The sequence below is a fragment of the Anaerospora sp. genome (genome assembly GCF_032013335.1).
Lineage (GTDB): Bacteria > Bacillota > Negativicutes > Sporomusales > DSM-15969 > Anaerospora.
Window position 1 is genome coordinate 1 of the sequence record NZ_DALZUO010000044.1, and the last position, 21,272, is coordinate 21,272.

Genomic DNA, 21,272 nt, shown 5'->3' on the forward strand with positions numbered 1-21,272 from the left:
GTTGGCAACAAAAGAACCGCAGCTTATATTTGAGCGTGCGGCTAAGAAGCGCTTTCGCGCTAAAGGATCGATTGCGTGGGAGTATTTTTTTGCTGTTTACTGTGTTTTTTAAACTCAGCTCCCCATATTTCAAGTTCTTTTAGAACAGGCAAAAGTTTCAAGCCCATTTCAGTTAATGAATATTCTACTCGCGGTGGAACCTCTGGGTACACTTTTCTATTAATGAGATGGAAACTCTCTAACCTACGGAGTTCTTTAGTTAAAGTGGCTTGTGTTAATTCTGGCATTTGACGATTCAACTCTCCAAAGCGAAGCATTCCTGTACTTAAATTGTGTAGTATCCGGAGAGCCCATTTCCCTCCTATTATTTTCTGCGCAATTGCAATTGGGCAGTCTTCAAGGTCGATGCTATTTATACTTCTTCACCTCCATACTATCATTTAAGATAGTACCTACTAAATATAATCCTACTTGATATATTTATTGTAACATTATAATATTTACGTGTAAATGAGACCCAGGGGTATGAGCATTAAAGTGATACCAAAAGCATTATTAAAAGAAAGGTGATAATCGTGATTACATCAAGGGATTTCTGTAAGGTGCAAAAACTGGACGATGATTTATATGTTATTACTGAAGCTGGACTTGTGCATTTTTATCTTATCTTGGGGCAGAAGAAAGCGGTCTTAATTGACGCCGGTTTTGGTTTCGAGGACATAAGGCCTATCATCAGAAGTATAACGGATTTGCCGGTGATGCTGGTATTGACTCATGGCGATCCAGATCACAGTTACGGAAGCGAATACTTTGGAGATGTATGGCTGTACCAGCCGGACTACGGCCAGATTATAGGTTTTGATACAAAGCATGAAAGACAGTTTGCGGCTGAGTTGGGAGTAAAATTTCTGAAAGAGAATAACCCCGGTGCCCTTGAACGTTTTGATAGCGAAGCATTTGCTGAGAAAAGCCTGCTCCGGGTCCTGACTCCGCATTTTATAAAAGATGGAGAAGTGTTTGACTTGGGCGGAAAGGCTTTGGAGGTGATATTTACACCGGGACATTCTTATGGGCATATCATGCTGCTGGATAGGGCAAAAAAGAGACTTTTTTCAGGAGATATGATTTGTGATTACGTCATTATTTACTTTTTCGAATCTGATAGAAACGCTCCGTTTTCTATGGCACTGGACAGCTGGAAAAAGATAAAACGGCTAGAACAGGATATCGATGATATTTTTAGTAGCCATGGACAGAATCCAATTACAATGGACTATGTCGACGCATATATCGAATGCTTTTCGGGAGAATTTCAGCAGAATTATGTAAAGGATAAACCGTTTTCCAGGGGACATCTAGGCCACGGGTACCAGCATATCTATAAAACCGTCAATATCCAATACTCCGATAAGAGGCTGGAGGAATTTTTAGGACACAAAGTGGAACGGATTGATCTGTAGTTAAGCAGGAGTCTATAACTAACCAATGTACTTTCGTTTGCCAGACATCACGATACCTGGGACTGATATTATACGTTAAAACACTGGAAAAACAAATTTTTCAAACAGTAGTGTATTGAACTTGTGATAATGTCAACCTATATATCGCTGCTTAATGAAAACTTCTCGATTTCTTGGAAGAGGGATAGTGAAGGAAGTGTTTAATAAGGTTATATTGGTAGTGGTTTTGAATAGTTGGTAAAAGACAACTTGAATTTGGAACGATTTGTGAGGTGGTAGAATGGATAATTTGAATACTGATTTTATAAATTTAACAATAGAAAACTTGGTCAATGAGCATTTATGCTGTATTATCCGCAGTAAAAAGGTCCATAAAGGTATTGAGGCAAAGCGACAATGGCTTTCTGGTCGGCTAAATGAAGGTCATGTTTTTAGAAAGCTAAATGCAAGGGCTACGGTTTTTATTGAATATGCTCCTCTTGAAACCGCTTGGGTTCCCCTCACTGGTGACAATTATTATTATCTGTATTGCTTATGGGTTTCTGGTAGTTACAAAGGAAAAGGGTATGGGAAATCACTATTGGAGTATTGTTTAGCGGATGCCAAAGCAAGGGGGAAATCCGGTATTTGTATGCTCGGATCAAAGAAACAAAAAGCATGGCTTACTGACCAATCATTTGCGCAAAAGTTCGGCTTTAAGGTTGTTGATACTACCGACAATGGATATGAATTGCTTGCACTTTCTTTTGACGGGACAACACCAAAGTTTGCACAAAATGCTAAAACCCTAAAAATTGAAAGCAAAGAGTTAACAATTTATTATGATATGCAATGCCCCTATGTCTATCCAAATATTGAAATGATAAAACAGTATTGTGAAATAAATGATATTCCTGTATCTTTAATTCAAGTAGATACGCTACAAAAGGCAAAGGAATTACCTTGTGTTTTCAATAACTGGGGTGTGTTTTATAAAGGGAATTTTGAGACAGTGAATTTATTGTTGGATGTAGATTACTTAAAAAGAATACTCAAAAAATGAAACCTCCTGCATGGTTGCAAACAATGGCGTGAAAGCGAAGTCAGGTGATTAACAAGTCCAATTTTGCAAACTTCATTTTCGATTGTATACAAAATACAATCGAAAATGAAGTTGCCAAAATTGGAAAAATATCTTATAGTTAAAGCATGAGTAATTTTTTCACTAATCAAATAAAAACCTCCTATCGTACATTGCCTGGTGTGATTACGAATATTCTGCGTGAGTCTATTCTCGCAGGAGAACTCAGTGGAGGGGTCCAACTGAAGCAGGAAGAGTTAGCTACAAAATTTGGCGTCAGCATGAGTGCTTTGCGGGAAGCTTTGAAAAGTTTGGAGGCAGAGGGGCTGGTGCGTTTTTACCCCAATCGCGGGGCGGTAGTTACCGAGTTATCTGCAGTTGAAGCGCAGGAGATATTTGATATCCGGCTTTTTCTGGAATTGGGTGCCCTGGAATTAGCTATCCCAAACCTGACTAAAACGGTTTTGGCTGAAGCAGATGCTATTTTAAAGAGAGCAGATGAAGAAATCAACAGCAATCGCTCGAGTGAATTAAACTGGCAGTTTCACGAAATTTTATATCGGTCTGCAAACAGGCCGAAATTACTTTCGCTGATTCAAAACTTGCATAACAATGTAGAACGGTATATGCGATTATACTTAACAACACTGCATTACCAGACGAAATCGCAGGAAGAACACTATGCATTGCTTGATGCCTGTACCAGGGGGAATATCAAAGGGGCTCAGAAGGTATTGCGCAAGCATATGGCTGATGCCAGCAGTAATTTGACCGAATATTTAAGTTAAATGAGGCATTATAAAAAATCTGCCAAGGCAAAACAAAATTGTGTTAGCTTTGGCTAATGTATATTTTCGAAAATCGAAATTAAAAAACGATACTATCCTATAGGGACTGTATCGGAAATTTGAGGAGGGGTCATGATGTCCACTACACGTATTGAAGAGTTCAGACAGTCGTATTTAGATGCAAAACCGTCCATTAGTGTTCATCGGGCATTAGCTTTTACGCTGTCACATCAAAACACGGAAGGGGAAGCTGTTATTGTCCGCCGGGCTAAAGCGTTTCTGGCTGTGTGCAAGAATATTCCCGTTACTGTATTTCAAGGAGAGCTTATTGTTGGAGCGCTTGGGGAGTTTCTGAAGACAGGTGTTATTTGTCCTGAATATTCTTGGAAATGGGTAGAGGAGGAAATGGATTCCTTCGAAAGCCGGGAACAAGATCCTTACTGCATTAACGAAGAGACCAAACAAATATTGCGTGAAAAGATTTTTCCGTATTGGCGTGGCAAGTCGCTTGAAGAAAACTTCTTATCACGCATTAATCCGGAAACCGCTAAAATTCTAATTGATACCGGAATTATTGACAATGATTCTAAGTGGAGAAATGCAGTCGGAGAAATTACGGCTGATTATCAGGATATTATTTTTAAAAAGGGTTTTGGCGGACTAAAACAAGAAGCTCTTGCCAAGTTGCAGAGCTTAGAGCCTACTTCCGCTCAAGCTTTGGAGAAAATCGATTTTTACAATGCAGCTGTCCTGGTATGTGAGGGAATTATTACTCTTGCCGGGCGGTATGCTGATAAGGCTGCGGAGCTGGGTCAGACTGAAACAAATGTGCAGCGGAAAAAAGAATTGCTGGCAATTGCTGAAGTTTGCCGCAAGGTGCCGGAGCATCCTCCGGAAAACTTCCATGAAGCAATACAAACTGTGTGGTTTACTCAGCTTGGCTCAATTCTGTCGGAAAATTCACTGGCATTGAATTTGGGCAGGTTTGACCAATACATGTATCCTTATTATGCCGGAGATGTGGAAAAGGGTGCCATTACGCCTGCGGCTGCCCAGGAATTGATCGAAGCGCTTTGGATTAAGCTCTCTGAATGGGTATGGGCTATTTCCAGCAATACGGCTAAGTTTTTTGCCGGGTATAATTCATTTCAGAATTTGACTGTCGGTGGCAGAACAAGAAGCGGCCGGGATGCAACAAATGAACTTTCCTATATGTGTCTGAAAGCAACAGAAAATGTAAAGACACATCAGCCTGGCCTGAGTGTCCGGATTCACCCGGACAGCCCGGAAGAGTTTCTCCTTGCTGTTTGCCGGTTGATCCGGGTTGGTACCGGATTCCCCGCGGTGCACAATGACAGCGTTGGTTCGGCGATGCTGCTTGCAGAAGGCTTATCTCCCGAAGATGCGAGGGATTGGAATAACTGCGGCTGCGTAGTACCTCATTTTAGAAAAGTTGGTAAATGGACATCGGCTGTTAATATTAACCTGGCGGCTGCTATTGAATATGCGCTAAATGAAGGAAAAAGCCGATTGACCGGCAAAGAAATGGGCCTGACGGAGGTTCCTGCTTCTGAATTCGTGAGTTATGAAGCAGTGAAGATGGCCTTTTTCAAGCAGCTTGCTTATTTAGTTAAGCACTCTGTTATTGGTTCTATTACCGCTCAGCAGGTTCACTCCGAGATGGTGCCAAGACCGTATCTTTCCATGCTTGTCGAAGGCTGCATGGAGCAAGGAAAGGATCTTAGCAAAGGCGGTGCTAAATATAACCTTGGCCCGGTCCTGACCGGTATCGGGATTGCTGACTCCGCTAATTCGTTGGCAGCTATCAAAAAGCTGGTGTTTGAAGATAAAAAATACACTCTAGAACAAATCAACAAAGCACTGGATGCCGACTGGAATGGTTATGAAGAACTGAGAAAGGCTGTGCTGGCCTGCCCGAAATATGGCAATGATGATGAATATGTTGATGATATTGCCGTAGAGATCAGTGATTTTTACTACAGGGAAGTCCGTGCGTATAAAGACTTCTTTGGTTCACCGTTCAATTCAGCCTTTATGGGTATTTCCAACTATATTCCTGCTGGAAGTATAATCGGTGCGACACCGGATGGCAGAAAGGCCAAAAGTCCGCTGACCGAAGGAGTTTCGCCGCATGCAGGAACTGATTTGACTAGTCCAACGGCGGCTATGCGCTCTGTTGCCAAGATTAACCATGATGTTCATTCTGGCGGTACTTTGATGAATGTTAAACTGTCGCCGGATCTTCTGGCATCAGACCGAAACCTGAAGAATTTGGCTTCGATGATTCGGGCGTATTTTGCCTTAGGTGCTTTTCATGTTCAATTTAATGTAGTTTCTACCGAAACCCTGCGAAAAGCCCAGGAGCAACCGGAAGAATATAGAGATTTGCTTGTCAGAGTAGCGGGCTACAGTACACAGTTTGTTAACCTCTCCCGCGAAGCACAGGATGCCATCATAGAAAGAACTACCTATGAAGCTATGTAGCGGAACTATCTTTCAGATTCAGCGGTGGTCGATAAATGACGGCGAAGGGGTTAGAAGTACTGTTTTTCTAAAAGGCTGCCCGCTTCGCTGTCAGTGGTGTGCCAACCCGGAATCCTGGAAAGGTAATCCGGAAGTAGTGTTCTTCGAGGAAAAATGTATCGGCTGCAACCGCTGCTTAACGGTTTGTAAGGAAGGCGCAATCACCAAGGGTGATGCCTTTCCTTCCTTTGACCGGGATAAATGCCGCTGTAGTACCAGGTGCTGCGAGGTATGTCCTGCAGGAGCGCGCAAACTGATCGGGTCTGTCATGACAGTTGACGATGTCCTTGCGGTAATTAAAAGGGATACTGTTTTTTATCGTGAGTCCGGCGGAGGAGTGACATTTTCCGGCGGAGAGCCATTTGCTCAGCCGGAATTTTTGCGGCAGCTTGTAACGGCCTGCAGCAGAATTGGAATTAATACTGCTGTTGAAACCAGCGGCTATTTTGACTGGGAGCAGGTAGAAGAAATTTTCGAATTACTAGACTGTGTTTTTATCGATATCAAGCACATGGATGACGTGCGCCATAGAGAAATGACCGGGGTGGGCAATGACAAAATTTTAGAAAATATTGCCCGTATATCCCGGGCTCACCCGTATACCATTGTCCGCGTTCCCTTAATATCCGAAGTGAATGCCAATGAGCAAAACATCCATATGATGTGTGAGTTTATTACAAGCCATACTGGCGTTAAAGGAGTGGAACTCCTCCCTTATCACGATTTTGGCGAGTCCAAATACCGGGCTGTTGGAGCGCAAGTCGGTAAGTTTACAACCCCTGAAGCGGCAACAATTAATAATTTAAAAAAAATAATAGCGGACTATAATATTCCAGTTGTGGATTTTAAGTAGCATAAGATTAAAAAGCAGGATGTTATATTATAAAGCAATGGTGCTTTAAATGAAGTAGTAAAAATATGTTCATTTGAAGCACCATTTATTCAATAGGGAATTAACAGAATTAAGCGCACCTTTCAAATATTGAAAAACCTGATATCTTGGTTTTCTATAGCAGTGCTTAAACAGAGTGCTGATAGATATAGAAAGTAGAAAAGTATTAAGGAGGACAAGTAAAGAATGAATGACAAGAAGCAGAAAGCATTTCAGTTTGTAGACGCGCATCGTGAGGAAATGGTATCACTGTGGGAAGAAATTGTTAGTATGGAAAGTGGTCCTCATGAAAAAGAAGGAATTGATAAGGTAGCTGCACGCTTCAAACAGATATTAGATCAAGAAGGGGCAGCTTCCCGTTTGGTAGAGTTCGAAAAAGCCGGCAGCATGTTAATTGCTGAATTTGAGGGGAAACAGCCAAAACCGGGTGTAATCTTTATAGGACATATGGACACGGCCATTCCGGCCGGTGCAATTAAAGAACGGCCTTTTACCATAAAGGATGGTATCGCTTACGGGCCGGGTGTCCTTGATATGAAAGGCGGTATTGTATCTGCTATTTATGCAATAAAGGCTTTACGGGCAGCGGGCTATGACTCATGCGCGCTGAAAGTGCTTCTTGCCGGAGATGAAGAGGTATTACACGCTCACTCGACTGCGCCTGATGTTTTTCTTAAAGAAGCAGCAGGCTACGCTGCAGCCTTCAATGTTGAGACAGGCTTTGTTGATGACGGAATCGTTGTCGGCCGTAAAGGCGTTGCACAAATAATGCTGGAAGTGAAAGGTACTGCTGCTCATGCGGGAAATGATCCGGAAAACGGCCGGAGTGCTATTTTGGAAATAGCTCATAAGATTATTGCCGTACAAAAATTAACGGACTGGGAAAAAGGCATCAGCTTCAACGTAGGAGTAATGCAAGGTGGCACAACATCCACAGCTGTTCCTGATTATGCAAAGATTTTAATTGATGTCCGCTATAAGGACCCGGATGACCTGCCAGGCATTATGAAGCAGCTTGAACAGGTTGCTGCTAACGTATCGGTTGAGGGCACCACTGGTGTGGTCACTTATATGCATGGTATTAAGCCGATGAAAACAACGGACGGGGTTCTGCAATTATTTGAAGTTGTAAAACAAGCGTATGAAGAAAACGGCTTTGGCACTCCTTATGCCAAACGTGTGGGTGGCGCATCTGATTCGGCATATTCTGTTCTGGCAGGAGTACCGACTGTGTGCGCAATGGGAGTAAAAGGCGGGCGCAATCACAGTCCTGAGGAATTTGCCCAGGTAGAGAGCCTATTTGAAAGAGCTAAGCTGATGGTTGATTGTGTGCTTAAACTGGACAACCTGTAAAATTGACAGATTTTGATTAAGGGTCTTTACGATAGATAGTTTAACTAATCAGGAGGAGATCTTATGGCAGAAGAAAATCAGGAAAAGTACAAGGTTACATGGAAAGGCTGGCTATCATTAATCATCTTGCTTATTTCTTTCTCCGGTGTATTTGCCAAGATGGATGGTCCTTTACGGGCGTTGGATTTTCAAGTGCTTACAGGCGACTTCGGCCAGGTTGCCAAAGGGGTAATTTTTACCGGAAAAGGCGGCACTGGGGCACGTGATGGATTCATGTTTGCCTTGACGTTGTTCCCAACTCTGATGTTTGCGCTTGGCTGTATTCAGGTTGCTGAGTCGCTTGGCGCTTTGCGGGCAGCTGAAGTGGTGTTTCGCCCTATTTTAAAGCCTTTTATGGGACTGCCCGGTGCCACTGGACTGGCCTTTGTCAGCAGCTTAACCAGTTCTGATGTAGCGGCAGTCATGACAAAAGGATTAGTGGAAGATAAAATGATGACCGAAGAAGAGCGAACTATTTTTGTTGCCTATCAATATGCCGGGTCTGCGCCGGTGACCAATACATTCGGTACTGGTGCAGCCCTGCTGCCGATTAGTGTTTTGCCGGTGGGAATCATTATTGGTCTAATCTTTGTTGTTAAAGTCATGGGGGCCAATTTAGTCCGGTTCTATCTAAAATGGCTTATTTCTAAAAGAAGGGTTGAAGGGAGCGGAATAAATGGCTAATCAAACTGCTGCAGGTATGGATTTAAAAAAGATTAAGCCCAGTATAGTAGAAGAATTTGTGGCAGGAGCTAAAAAAGGGTTTTATATCGGCGCAGAAATGATTGCGCCAGCTATGGTCTTGGCATATGTACTGATTCAGTTTCTGGATATTACCGGATTAATGAAGAGTGTCGGTCAAATTTTAGAGCCGGTGATGATTCTGTTTGGTCTGCCGGGTGAGGCCGTGTTTGCTTTAGTTGCTGCTTTTTTTGCCAAAGCGGCGGGATGTGCTACTGCAGCTACCCTGTATTCCAAAGGGATAATAACGGCTGCCCAAGCGACAATCTTATTTCCGGCGTGCGTAACGATGGGGACGCTTATTGGACACTTTGTCCGTATTGTAATTGTTTCCAATGTAGATCGCAAATGGCATTCACTGCTCATATGTGTTCCACTTGTAGATGCTGCTGTTGTTATGATATTAACCAGAATAGTGATAAATGTTATGGGACTAAACGGATAATTTCAATAAAAATGGAAGGGGGCAGAATTGCGGTTGCTAAGCCGGGCAAGCCTGCCCCCCTGGTATTAGAGTTGCGAGTAAGTAGCAAGCAATAAGTATTTCATTCCAGATGAGAGAGGATCGATGACGAATATGAAAAGAAAAATGCAGACTATGGACGGAAATACAGCAGCAGCCTACATCTCTTACGCATTTACCGATGTAGCGGCGATTTTTCCTATTACCCCGTCTTCCAATATGGCGGAGAGTGTCGACGAGTGGGCTGCTCAGGGTAAAAAGAACCTGTTCGGGCAAACGGTGGAGGTTGTGGAAATGCAGTCGGAAGGCGGTGCAGCCGGTGCTGTTCACGGTTCGCTGCAGGCTGGTGCATTGACTACTACCTATACTGCCTCGCAAGGTTTATTGCTGATGATTCCTAATATGTATAAAATTGCCGGAGAACTATTGCCTGGCGTATTTCATGTTAGTGCCCGTGTAGTTGGGGCCAATGCCATCAGTATTTTTGGTGATCATTCCGATGTTATGGCCACGAGACAGACAGGTTTTGCCATGCTTGCCGAGAGCAGCGTTCAGCAGGTCATGGATTTGTCCGCTGTAGCGCATTTAGCGGCAATTAAGGGCCGGGTGCCATTCCTCAATTTCTTTGACGGATTTAGAACTTCACATGAAGTTCAGAAAATTGAAGTGCTTGAATATGAGGAATTGGATAGGCTGCTGGACCGCGACGATGTGGATGCGTTTAGAAAACGGGCGCTCAATCCTGATCACCCATTGACGAAAGGCACTGTACAAGGCAGCGATATTCACTTCCAGCAAAGAGAAGTTTCTAATCGTTTCCACCAGGACATTCCGGCAATTGTTGAAAATTATATGGCTGAAATCAGCAAATTAACAGGCCGGGAATACCATTTATTCAATTATTATGGTGCGCCTGATGCAGAGCGGTTGATTATTGCCATGGGATCTATGTGTGAAACCATTGAAGAGGTCGTGGATTATCTTACTGCTCAGGGCGAAAAAGTCGGCTTGCTGACGGTACATCTTTACCGGCCGTTTTCATTAGAGCATTTCTTTAAATACATCCCGGAAACTGTGCAAAAAATTGCCGTTCTGGACAGAACCAAAGAAATGGGAGCATTGGCGGAGCCGCTTTATCTCGATGTGAAAAGCGCGTTTTACGGCAAAGAGTGGCAGCCTGTTATTGTTGGCGGGCGCTGTGGCGTAGGCGGCAAAGATGTAATACCGAGCCATATTCATGGAGTGTTTGAAAGCTTAAAAGCCAACAAGCCGCAGGACAATTTTACAGTCGGTATCATTGATGATGTAAACCATACCTCGCTGCCGTTCGGTGCAGATATAGATACGACTGCTACAGGTACCAAAGCTTGTAAGTTCTGGGGAATTGGCTCAGACGGAACTGTCGGTGCCAATAAGAATTCTATAAAAATTATTGGTGATCACACTGATATGTATGCTCAGGCTTATTTTGCCTATGATGCAAAAAAATCAGGCGGAGTTACCATTTCTCATTTGCGCTTTGGACAAAAACCGATTAAATCTCCCTATTTGATTAATAAGGCTGATTTTATCGCCTGTCATAATCAGTCCTATGTTTATAACTACAATGTCCTGGAAGGGCTAAAGCCCGGCGGCAGCTTTCTGTTAAACTGCCAATGGAGCAAAGACGAGCTTGAGCAGAATTTGCCGGCAGCAATGAAACGATATCTTGCTGCGAACAACATAGCAATGTACATAATTGATGCGGTAGCGATTGCGCAGCAACTGGGTCTTGGCGGAAGGATTAACATGATTATGCAGGCAGCGTTCTTCAAAATCGCCGGCATTATCCCGGAAGAAGAGGCTGTAAAATACCTGAAAGACGCAATTAAAAAATCCTATGGCAAAAAAGGCGAAAAAGTGGTTGCCATGAATCATGCTGCCGTTGATCAGGGAATTGCCTCTATCGTGAAGGTAATTGTTCCTGCGTCATGGCAAGAGGCACAAGACACAGAAATGTCCGGCAAGGATGTTCCGGCATTTATTAAAGATATCCTAATTCCTATGAACCGCCAGGAAGGCGATAAGCTGCCGGTAAGTGCATTTATTGGACTGGAGGACGGCTCATACCCCATGGGAACGGCTGCCTATGAAAAACGGGGTATTGCGATTGAGGTGCCCGAGTGGCAGGCAGAAAAATGTATTCAGTGTAATCAGTGTTCGTATGTTTGTCCCCATGCGGCAATCAGACCGGTACTATTCAATGAGACAGAAAAACAGCAGGCACCTGCCGGTTTGCAGACAAAGCCTTGCATTGGACAGAAAGAGTTATCCTTTGTTATGGCAGTCTCGCCTTACGATTGTACCGGGTGCGGTAACTGCGCTCAAGTTTGCCCTGCTAAGGAAAAGGCCCTGATAATGAAACCATTGGACACCCAATTGCTGCAGGCCGAACAATGGAACTACGCGGTCTCAGTTACTCCAAAGGCTAACCCAATGAACGCTTTTACAGTAAAGGGGAGCCAATTTGAGCAGCCTCTGCTGGAATTTTCCGGTGCATGTGCCGGCTGTGGGGAAACGCCGTATGCCAAGCTGGTGACACAATTATATGGTGAACGGATGATGATTGCCAATGCTACGGGCTGTTCATCAGTTTGGGCCGACAGCGTTCCTTCATTGCCATACACGACTAACCATCGCGGGCATGGACCGGCTTGGGGGAACTCCTTATTTGAGGATAATGCCGAGTTTGGCTTAGGTATGCTGATGGCCGGCAAGCAGCTTAGAAAGCAAGTTGCACTTGCTATTGAGAAGGCTGCGCAATTAGATCTTGGAGAAGATTTCAAAGCTGCCTGCGAAGACTGGCTGGCGAACATGGATCGGGGAGAAGGCAGCCGGGCAAGAGCGGATAAGCTGATCAGTGAGCTAAGTCAGATCAAAGGCGAAGATCCCCTGCTTAATGAGATCTACAAAAACCGGGACTTCCTTGTAAAACGGTCGCAATGGATTTTTGGCGGTGACGGCTGGGCCTATGACATTGGCTTCGGTGGCTTGGATCATGTTTTAGCTTCAGGAGAAGATGTTAATATTCTAGTATTTGATACCGAAGTGTATTCCAACACGGGCGGTCAGTCTTCCAAAGCTACTCCGACTGCCGCAATTGCTAAATTTGCTGCAAGCGGTAAAAAGACCAAGAAGAAGGACCTCGGCATGATTGCCATGAGCTATGGGTATGTTTACGTGGCGCAAATTGCCATGGGTGCCGATAAAAACCAAACCTTAAAAGCGATTGCCGAAGCAGAGGCTTATCCGGGGCCATCATTGATCATCGCTTATTCGCCCTGCATCAACCACGGACTGAAAGTTGGTATGGGCTGCAGCCAATTGGAAGCTAAACGGGCAGTAGACAGCGGCTATTGGGCGATGTATCGCTATAATCCTCAGCTAACAGCTGCAGGTGAGAATCCCTTCAAGATGGATTCAAAGGAACCTTCGATGGATTTTAAAGAGTTCTTGCTGGGTGAAGTGCGGTATTCCTCACTATTACAGCAATTCCCTGATGCCGCTGAAGCGCTGTTTGCTAAAACGGAGCAAGATGCAAAAGAGAAACTTGCGAAATATAAGGCGTTGGCAAATCAATAATGATCGAGCTGCGCTAATGTCAGCTTAAATAGGAGGAATGGAATCAATGAAGAGTGTTGTTACCACCAATAAGGCTCCGGCAGCAATAGGACCTTACTCACAGGCAATTAAAACAGGAGGGCTGCTGTTTGTTTCCGGACAGATTCCGGTTGATCCCGCTACGGGGGAAGTTGTAGTCGGTGATGTTGCTGCACAGACCAGACAGGCTATTAAAAATATTATTGCGATTTTGCAAACGCAAAATATAGGCTTGGAAAATGTGGTGAAAGCCACCGTATTCCTTACAGATATGAATGATTTTCCAAGCGTCAATCAAGTATACGGCGAATTTTTCCCCCATGCCGCTCCAGCCAGAAGCTGCGTTCAGGTAGCACGATTACCTAAAGATGTTTCTGTTGAGATTGAAACCATTGCCTATCTATAGTCTAAAATCGTTAGATACTTATTTTTTAAGCTAAATTAAATGTTTTGCTCTTGTGTGAGGGAAGAAGCGGAATAAACGCTTTCTTCCCTGACGCTTTATGCAATGATAGGCAAAAGATAGTTAAGAGGTTTTAGCTGAGGAGGATGGACTTGGATAAAATACTTGCCAATAAGATTATGAATTTTATTTTCCAGGAAACAGAGCTTAGTGCGGTAATTTGTGATCATACAGGCACCATCATCGCAGCAAGAGATGCTTCCCGCGTAGGGAAAGCTCACAGCGGTTCTCAAAAGGTGCTTACAGAGAAGCTGGAAGGCCGCGTCGTAACCGCTGAGGATGAAGAACTTTCGGGTGGAACTATGAAAATGGGCGTTCACCTGCCAATCATATATAAGAATGAATGGGTTGGCAGCTTTGGAATAGGAGGAGACCCTATTTATTCCAAGCCTATTGCCAAAATTGCCACAGGTCTTTTCCGATGGGAGTTGCAGGCTGTGGAGAACAAGAACCTGCTGCATGAGCAGGCGCAGCAGGTCAGCGATGCGATTAACACTATTGCAGCTACTATTGAGGAACTGAACGCATCACACGAAGACCTGGCTGCTACAATGCATGAAGTCGCAGATTTGACGGATCATGTGTCGGCTAATGTCAATAATACTGATTCGGTCATCGCAATGATTCAGCAGATCGCTGGACAGACAAATCTGCTTGGTCTGAATGCCGCTATTGAGGCCGCCAGAGTGGGTGAGCACGGCAGGGGGTTTGCTGTTGTAGCCGAAGAGGTTCGCAAGCTTTCCGATCAGAGCCATCGTTCTGCAAAAGACATTCAGACTACTCTTAGGGATTTAAAGACTTCCATGGAACAGGTTATTGATCATACCAGACAGACTGCAGGGATTACCCAGGAACAGGCAAAGGCGACAGAGGCTATTACTGAACGGGTAATTACATTGCAGTACGTTGGTCAAAGACTACTTTCAATGGCGAAAGAAGAATAGGCAGGTGAAGTATATGGACGGACGGAAAAAGCAGGCTTTTCAGTTTATCGATGAACACCGGGAGGAAATGCTGGCACTATGGCAAGAACTCGTTAACCTGGAAAGCGGTTCGAAGCATAAGCCGGGAATCGATGCTGTCGCTGGCAGGATCCAGCAAATCCTGGCAAGTGAAGGGGGAGCTACCCGGATTATTCAGCTGGAGCAGGCTGGCAACATGTTAATCGGTGAGCTTGGTGCCGACAGAAAAAAATCGAAGGTACTGCTTCTTGGCCATATGGATACCGTTTTTCCAGTAGGGACTACTGCTAACAGGCCATTTGCCATTCGTGACGGTATCGCTTATGGGCCAGGGGTCCTCGATATGAAGGGCGGGATTGTGGCTGCTCTATATGCCATGAAAGCATTACAGGCGGCAGGGTACGACGAGCGGCCGCTGAAGATGATTCTGGCCGGTGATGAAGAGGTAGCTCATGTGAATTCCAATGCTGCAGAACTGTTTGTGGCAGAAGCACGGGGAGCGGCAGCGGCATTTAACTGTGAGACGGGTTTTACCGATGACGCTATTGTTGTCGGGCGTAAAGGAACGGCACTTTTTGAGCTTGAAGTTAAAGGTGTTGCTGTCCATGCCGGTAATGAACCGGAAAACGGCCGTAGTGCTATTTTGGAAATCGCCCATAAAGTAATTGCTATTCAGAATTTGACAAACTGGAAGACCGGTACAACCTATAATGTAGGAGTCATTCAAGGCGGAACAGTGCCAAATGCAGTACCGGGATATGCTAAAATCATTGTTGATGTCCGGTATCTTGAACCTGCTTTATTGCCGGAAATTCGCCGACAAATGCAGGAGGTAGCCGCTAAGGCTTATGTCCCTGACACTATTACCGTAATAAATGAGATACCTGGTATAGCACCAATGAAAAGAACGAGGGAAGGAGATGAACTTTTTTCTATTGTTAAAAAGACGTATGAAGAAATGGAGCTAGGAAATCCTTATGCCAAGCTGGTCGGCGGCGGTTCGGATTCAGCTTACAGTGTACTGGCTGGAGTTCCGACTGTCTGTGCTATGGGTGTGAAGGGCGGCAGAAATCATAGTCCGGAAGAATTCGCGATAGTGGACAGTCTGTTTGAACGGGCTAAGTTGCTTGCCTCATGTATAATCAATTTGAATTTAAAATAGGTTTATCAATCAGGAGCAGATGAATGGTAGCCTCCTACTATATTTACCCTATAATAGGAGGCTCGTTTTATTATCCTATAATTTCCATCCATAACAGTATTGACAACTTGTTACGGACAAGGTATACTGATATTCGCAGTCGAGGTTGTAAACAACGTTTGCAACTGATGCAACAATCCAATATTAGAAGTGTTGTGTGGAAGCATGGAGAGGTGTCCGAGCGGCTGAAGGAGCATGATTGGAAATCATGTGTACGGGAAACTGTACCGAGGGTTCAAATCCCTCTCTCTCCGCCATAAATCCTTAACACAAAATGGCCGTCATATGCGGCCATTTATTTTTAAGGTCCGCCCATGGCAATCACTTGGGTCTTGCGCAATGGAAACTCATGAACCCCGTCAGGTCCGGAAGGAAGCAGCGGTAAGTGATAATTTCTATGTGCCGCGAGGGTGCCTGAGGGGTTGTCATGGTCGGACCTTAAACGTTGTCGGCCGTCGATAACCCCCCATCTACGTTGTACCCGCAAGGGGTAAGCCGAAATGCTAAGGCACTAAAGCGCCAAGGATTTCGCATTTGCGACTGCGGGCGCTCGCTTGTCGTACCCCAATGTACTGTCTTCGCTCGCGTCCTCGTCGCGCCTAGTATATGGAGCTTTCTCAACGGCCTAAGCTGAGCGCTGTCATAGGGACGGTTATTGTGACCCAAAATAACTTACGCGTTAATCATCAATTGATATTGTAAAATAGAGTATAATGCAGCCGTGGGGCTGTTTTTTTGTAGGAGTAATTGAAAAAGGAAATACTAATCCTTGTGTGGAATATTGCATAAGAGGGGGGTGTGAACATGGCTTATCTGGCATTGTACCGTCAATGGCGGCCCCAGGATTTTGATAATCTTATCGGGCAGGAGCATATTAATACAACGCTGAAAAATGCCATTACCACCGGCAAGATTGCACATGCGTACTTGTTCGCCGGTCCGCGAGGTACAGGCAAAACGAGTACAGCCAAAATATTGGCAAAAGCGCTGAACTGCATACACGGCCCGACCCCTAGTCCGTGTAATCAGTGCGCTGCCTGTGAGCGTATTACTGCCGGCAGTTCAATGGATGTTTTTGAAATAGATGCTGCCTCCAATCGTGGGATTGACGAAATACGTGATTTACGGGAAACTGTTAAATTTGCACCAGTCGAGGGACAAAAAAAAGTATATATTATTGACGAAGTGCATATGCTGACCACCGAAGCCTTTAATGCTTTATTAAAGACGCTAGAGGAGCCGCCAGGGCATGTAGTCTTTATCTTGGCTACAACCGAGCCTCACCGGATACCGGCAACTATTCACTCCCGCTGTCAACGCTATGACTTTAGGCGCATTGGCCTCAGGGAAATTGAAGGGCGCTTGGCGATGGTTGCGGAAAAAAGTAATATTCAAATTGCACCTGATGCTATCCGGCTCATTGCAAATCATGCAGATGGCGGAATGCGCGATGCGCTGAGTATTTTGGATCAATGCGCCAGTCTGGAAGCAGACTCGGTAACGGCAAATGATGTGCGTCAACTGCTGGGTCTTATCGGCCATGAATGGGTATGGCGTATGGCAGAAGCAGTAATTGACCGGAATGCGCCGGTAATCCTGACGGATCTTGAACAGATTATTACGCTAGGCAAGGATGGCCGCCAGGTTTTGATTGAATTAGCGTTACATATGCGTAGTCTGATGCTGTATAAGGCTGCTCCTGATTTGGAGGGGGTAGACCGGTATAGTGATAGTCAAGAAGTGTTGGCAGGTCAAAGTTCAAAACTTACTCACAGTGAGCTTGTGCAGATCATTCAAATGCTGCATGAAGGGGCAAATGATACAAAATGGTCACCTGAACCACGCATTACGATCGAAATGACGCTGCTATCTGCTTGTCGCCGCAGCGGTGGTGAAGATCTGTCTGCTTTAGTCGACCGAATTACCCAGCTGGAATCTCGACTGAGTAGTGTTGTTAGTGGAGGGATTGCAATTAGTGCTGCAAGACCTGCTAGTCCACCAATAGCTGAGATAAAACCGGTGATCGTGGTGCCTGGTGTACCACAGTCTACTCCGGTAGAAACACCTAAAGCCGAACCCATAGTTAATAAAGCGGCTGTACCTGTTGGTGATGTAAAAGCAGTATGGGATGCAGTACTCAAACAGCTGGTATCTGAAGGTAAGCGCGCTGTTCATGCCTGTGTATCACAAGGACAGCTGGTTTCTTTAGATGACAAGACGGCAACGGTTCGCTTTACCAGCCAGTTTGCTAAAGATCGCACAGAAAAAGACGATTTCCGGATGCTGATTGAAAAGGGCCTGGCTCAAGTCAGTGGACAGCAAGTGCGGCTTCAATGTGTACTAGGGGCAGCTGCGACTGCGCCAGCAGCTAAGAAGGAGACACCTGCTCCTGTCAGTGCTCCGGTGTCTGCAGTCAATACGACGCAGTCTGATCAGAATCATCCTGTTCTTCGCCAAGCGATTCAAATGTTTGGCGGGAAAATTATACAGGAAGAATAAAATGGCTTTTGCCATAAATAAGGGAGGATTTACTATATGTTTGGCAACATGGGCAATATGGCAGGTATGATGAAGAAAGTTCAGAAGCTGCAAGCCGATATGTCTAAGATGCAAGAAGAGTTGAAAACCCGTACACTGGAATCTACAGCCGGCGGCGGTGCTGTAAAGGTTGTTATTAATGGTGAAAAGCAAATCGTTTCGCTTAAAATTGCGCCTACCGCTGTTGATCCGGAAGATGTGGAAATGCTGGAAGACCTTGTTGCTGCAGCTGTCAATGAGGCGCTGAAAAAAGTTGATGATATGATGGCGCAGGAAATGGGCAAGTTGACTGGTGGAATGAATCTGCCGCCTGGAATGTTCTAATTCTATGCAACATGTAGCTCCGTTAGCCAAACTGGTGGAACAATTTCGCCGTTTACCGGGAATCGGGCCGAAGTCTGCAACCCGTCTTGCTTACTATGTGCTTGAAATGGAAAAAGGTCAGGCTCAAGCTTTGGTCCATGCAATTGTTGAGGCCAAAGATAAAATTGGGTATTGCTCAGTGTGCTATAATTTCACTGATACTGATCCCTGCAAAATATGTCAGGCCCAGAGTAGAGACAATACGGTAATCTGTGTTGTCGAAGAACCGCGGGCAGTTGCGGCAATTGAGCGTTCACGCGATTACCGTGGCCTTTATCATGTATTACATGGCGCGTTATCACCGTTGGACGGCATAGGCCCTGAAGATATACGAATTAAAGAACTGTTGCAGAGATTGCAAACTGGTAATATAAGAGAAGTCATCATGGCTACCGATCCGGATGTAGAAGGTGAGGCTACAGCTATGTATCTGGCGCGTCTATTGAAACCCCTTGGTGTGAAAGCGACCCGCATTGCTCATGGATTACCCGTTGGTGGTGATATTGAGTATGTTGATGAAGTGACACTGGCCAAAGCGGTGGAAAATCGGCGCGAGTTATAGAAAATGTTGAAAGACTTGGTGCAAACCAGGTCTTTTATGTTTAATGTCCTTTCTGCATGGGAATAATAACCATCAGGAGGGGATCATGATGAATGCACCATGGATGAATATCATAACTGCCGGCGGTAAGATGGTTAGTGGTTTAATGGAAAATGAGCGGGAAAAAAACCACTCAGCAGAAATGTCGCTGCCAGAGAGTATTGAGCAGGCGCGTCGTGAGTGGCAGGACGCGCAGGATTACTACAATACAGTTACCGATAAGGACTTGATAGATCACGCTGCTTATATGATTCAGGCTGCTGAAAAGAAATATATATATTTGATGAAAAGAGCTCGTGCTGAGGGTATTGTCAATTCTAAATACACAACTTCAGAGCATTAAGCCGCCAGGTCTCATATTAATACGCTACTTTCTATAATACTGGGACATAATAACTTACGTTTTAATGATAATAGCAGGGTGATGAGCCCTGTTGTTGTTTTACTACAGAGAATTTATCATAATTACGGGCAAATGCCGTATACATGTACCAAGGAGGTGCAGATATGGCGATGGAATGGTTATCCTGGCTATTTATTGACAGCTCGAATTTGAAGCCAGCTGAAGTGCCGCTGGAGAAGCTTATTGAGCAAGCCAAGCAGGACTGGTGCTTAGCGCAAGAAGCATTTCGTACTTCACCTGATAATGAAGATTTAATTGACTCAGCAAGTTATATGATTTTAGCAGCCGAGCGGCGCTATATTTATTTTCTTAAAAAGGCAAGGCAGGAAAATTTTTATTATTCTCCTTATGGTAATGCGCAATTTTAACTTGTAATGAAGCTGGACAGCTTCATTATTTTTTTGGCATAAGCAGGACGGGCGTCGTATATATTGAAGTAAGTATAAATATTATACGTGCGAGAGGAGAATGCTCATGCCTGCCATTGGTGGACTATCTGGTGATATGACTATTGCTATTGCGTATGTATTTGGAATCATCCTGCTTTATATCATAGGGCGTATGTTCTTTATGCCGATAAAATTGATTTTTAGATTGATTTATAATGGCTTGATTGGTGGCGTTATGCTATGGGCAGTAAACTTTATTGGCAGTCATGTTGGGTTTATGATTGCAATTAATCCTTTGACGGCATTAATTGCTGGCTTTCTTGGATTGCCGGGAGTTATTTTGCTGATTTTGTTTAAAATATTCATTGTCTAATATTTTACTAGCCTGCGACAGGTATTGGTCTTTGATTGACGAGCTTTTCGTATGGACAAGGGGGTTAATATGAGCCTGATTATTGAGGCTTATGTAGGGGAATATGCCAGTGGTAAAAGTGAGAATGCGGTAAATCGGGCAATTAAACTCTGCCGGAACGGATTGCCGGTAACGTTAGTGGATTTGGATACGGTGGAGCCTTGTTATACGATCAGACCTATTAAACGGGAACTAGAAGCAATGGGAATAACGGTCGATGCCTGGGAAACCCGGGACACTGTTGGCTTAGGCGAAGCAGGGAACACAATAAAAGGTTCAATGAGATGGGCGCTCAGGCGTCCGGGTAATATTATCCTTGATATAGGCTATGGTGTTCATGGCGCGGCTATTTTCAATCTGATTGAAGGAGCGAATGAAAACCCCTGGCTAACTATCATTGGCGTCATTAATATGTCGCGGCCTTTTACTGCAAGCGTTGAGGATATTGTCGACTATGTGAAAACGCTGGGGCGAGTGGATGCATTATTGAATAATACACACATGGCGGAAGAAACAACGGTCGAAATTGTGCAGAACGGTGCTCGCGGTGTCTATGAAGCGGCCCAAATACTAAACCTACCTATGATAGCCACATCTGCAGTCAAGGAGATTGCCGAGAAAATCGGAGCTGTGGATTGTATAGGAGCACCTATTCGTTCGTTGGAGCGTATCATGCCGCGAACATTTTGGTAAAAAAATCCGTAATAGTGAATTTGGGTGTATATCTAAGCATAAGGAAGCATATATTAACATTTGTGGGACAAATCAAGGTGGTGTGCCTATTTCCGGTATTGGCCTGGTTGTACATAATTGAGTAGTTATGATATAGTATTACTTACCGCAGGAGATGCGGTGGTAATGTTCTGGAAGTAATGTGATTGAAAGATCAGTACAACGAAACATTATGAAAAAAAGATGTTGACAAAACAAAATGGTTATGTTAACATAAATAAGCTGTCAC

At 44.5% G+C, this 21,272-nt stretch carries 20 protein-coding genes and 1 tRNA gene; 20 read left to right on the plus strand and 1 reads right to left on the minus strand.

Annotated elements, in window-relative coordinates; translation table 11 throughout:
- Positions 1–59: 59 nt before the first annotated feature.
- Positions 60–416 carry a helix-turn-helix domain-containing protein gene (locus RTR76_RS20250; protein WP_312524423.1) on the minus strand — a complete coding sequence of 119 codons (357 nt, stop codon included), beginning with the start codon at positions 414–416 and terminating at the stop codon, positions 60–62.
- A 186-nt stretch (positions 417–602) separates the two neighbouring features.
- On the opposite strand from RTR76_RS20250, the gene RTR76_RS20255 reads away from it, so the two are divergent.
- The 20 genes from RTR76_RS20255 to RTR76_RS20350 all read left to right on the plus strand — a co-directional run bounded on the left by RTR76_RS20255 (position 603) and on the right by RTR76_RS20350 (position 21,004).
- Positions 603–1,460 (plus strand): MBL fold metallo-hydrolase, encoded by an 858-nt coding sequence (locus RTR76_RS20255; RefSeq protein WP_312524390.1) that lies wholly within the window; start codon positions 603–605, stop codon positions 1,458–1,460.
- Positions 1,461–1,740: 280 nt separating this feature from the next.
- On the plus strand, positions 1,741–2,502 hold the full coding sequence (locus RTR76_RS20260; protein WP_312524392.1) for an N-acetyltransferase: 762 nt from the start codon (positions 1,741–1,743) through the stop codon (positions 2,500–2,502).
- A 146-nt stretch (positions 2,503–2,648) separates the two neighbouring features.
- A complete protein-coding gene (locus tag RTR76_RS20265; RefSeq protein WP_312524394.1) occupies positions 2,649–3,308 on the plus strand; it encodes a GntR family transcriptional regulator in 660 nt (219 codons plus the stop codon).
- A 132-nt stretch (positions 3,309–3,440) separates the two neighbouring features.
- Positions 3,441–5,813 (plus strand): glycyl radical protein, encoded by a 2,373-nt coding sequence (locus tag RTR76_RS20270; protein WP_312524396.1) that lies wholly within the window; start codon positions 3,441–3,443, stop codon positions 5,811–5,813.
- Positions 5,800–6,705: a glycyl-radical enzyme activating protein gene (locus tag RTR76_RS20275; protein ID WP_312524398.1), complete on the plus strand. Its 906-nt coding sequence runs from the start codon at positions 5,800–5,802 to the stop codon at positions 6,703–6,705. The genes RTR76_RS20270 and RTR76_RS20275 overlap by 14 nt, the downstream gene beginning before the upstream one ends.
- Positions 6,706–6,930: 225 nt before the next feature.
- Positions 6,931–8,097: a M20 family metallopeptidase gene (locus tag RTR76_RS20280; protein ID WP_312524400.1), complete on the plus strand. Its 1,167-nt coding sequence runs from the start codon at positions 6,931–6,933 to the stop codon at positions 8,095–8,097.
- 63 nt (positions 8,098–8,160) lie between these two features.
- Positions 8,161–8,820, plus strand: coding sequence for a nucleoside recognition domain-containing protein (locus RTR76_RS20285; RefSeq protein ID WP_312524402.1), 660 nt, complete (start codon positions 8,161–8,163; stop codon positions 8,818–8,820).
- Positions 8,813–9,322, plus strand: coding sequence for a nucleoside recognition domain-containing protein (locus tag RTR76_RS20290; RefSeq protein ID WP_312524404.1), 510 nt, complete (start codon positions 8,813–8,815; stop codon positions 9,320–9,322). The genes RTR76_RS20285 and RTR76_RS20290 overlap by 8 nt, the downstream gene beginning before the upstream one ends.
- A gap of 132 nt (positions 9,323–9,454) precedes the next feature.
- Positions 9,455–12,961, plus strand: a complete 3,507-nt coding sequence (gene nifJ, locus RTR76_RS20295; RefSeq protein ID WP_312524425.1) for a pyruvate:ferredoxin (flavodoxin) oxidoreductase — start codon at positions 9,455–9,457, stop codon at positions 12,959–12,961.
- A gap of 46 nt (positions 12,962–13,007) precedes the next feature.
- Positions 13,008–13,385 (plus strand): RidA family protein, encoded by a 378-nt coding sequence (locus RTR76_RS20300; RefSeq protein ID WP_312524405.1) that lies wholly within the window; start codon positions 13,008–13,010, stop codon positions 13,383–13,385.
- A 149-nt stretch (positions 13,386–13,534) separates the two neighbouring features.
- Entirely contained in the window at positions 13,535–14,386 is an 852-nt protein-coding gene (locus RTR76_RS20305; protein ID WP_312524407.1) for a methyl-accepting chemotaxis protein, read from the plus strand.
- A 13-nt stretch (positions 14,387–14,399) separates the two neighbouring features.
- On the plus strand, positions 14,400–15,566 hold the full coding sequence (locus RTR76_RS20310; RefSeq protein ID WP_312524409.1) for a M20 family metallopeptidase: 1,167 nt from the start codon (positions 14,400–14,402) through the stop codon (positions 15,564–15,566).
- Positions 15,567–15,772: 206 nt separating this feature from the next.
- Positions 15,773–15,862 (plus strand) — tRNA-Ser (locus tag RTR76_RS20315).
- A gap of 547 nt (positions 15,863–16,409) precedes the next feature.
- Positions 16,410–18,104 (plus strand): DNA polymerase III subunit gamma/tau, encoded by a 1,695-nt coding sequence (gene dnaX, locus RTR76_RS20320; RefSeq protein WP_312524410.1) that lies wholly within the window; start codon positions 16,410–16,412, stop codon positions 18,102–18,104.
- Positions 18,105–18,140: 36 nt separating this feature from the next.
- Entirely contained in the window at positions 18,141–18,467 is a 327-nt protein-coding gene (locus RTR76_RS20325; RefSeq protein WP_312524411.1) for a YbaB/EbfC family nucleoid-associated protein, read from the plus strand.
- 4 nt (positions 18,468–18,471) lie between these two features.
- A complete protein-coding gene (gene recR, locus RTR76_RS20330; protein WP_312524413.1) occupies positions 18,472–19,068 on the plus strand; it encodes a recombination mediator RecR in 597 nt (198 codons plus the stop codon).
- Between the two features lie 85 nt (positions 19,069–19,153).
- Positions 19,154–19,450: a DUF2508 family protein gene (locus RTR76_RS20335; protein WP_312524415.1), complete on the plus strand. Its 297-nt coding sequence runs from the start codon at positions 19,154–19,156 to the stop codon at positions 19,448–19,450.
- A 164-nt stretch (positions 19,451–19,614) separates the two neighbouring features.
- Complete coding sequence (locus RTR76_RS20340; protein ID WP_312524417.1) at positions 19,615–19,878, plus strand: DUF2508 family protein; 264 nt, start codon at positions 19,615–19,617, stop codon at positions 19,876–19,878.
- Between the two features lie 106 nt (positions 19,879–19,984).
- Positions 19,985–20,272, plus strand: coding sequence for a pro-sigmaK processing inhibitor BofA family protein (locus tag RTR76_RS20345; RefSeq protein ID WP_312524419.1), 288 nt, complete (start codon positions 19,985–19,987; stop codon positions 20,270–20,272).
- A gap of 69 nt (positions 20,273–20,341) precedes the next feature.
- Positions 20,342–21,004 carry a hypothetical protein gene (locus RTR76_RS20350; protein ID WP_312524421.1) on the plus strand — a complete coding sequence of 221 codons (663 nt, stop codon included), beginning with the start codon at positions 20,342–20,344 and terminating at the stop codon, positions 21,002–21,004.
- Positions 21,005–21,272: the final 268 nt, after the last annotated feature.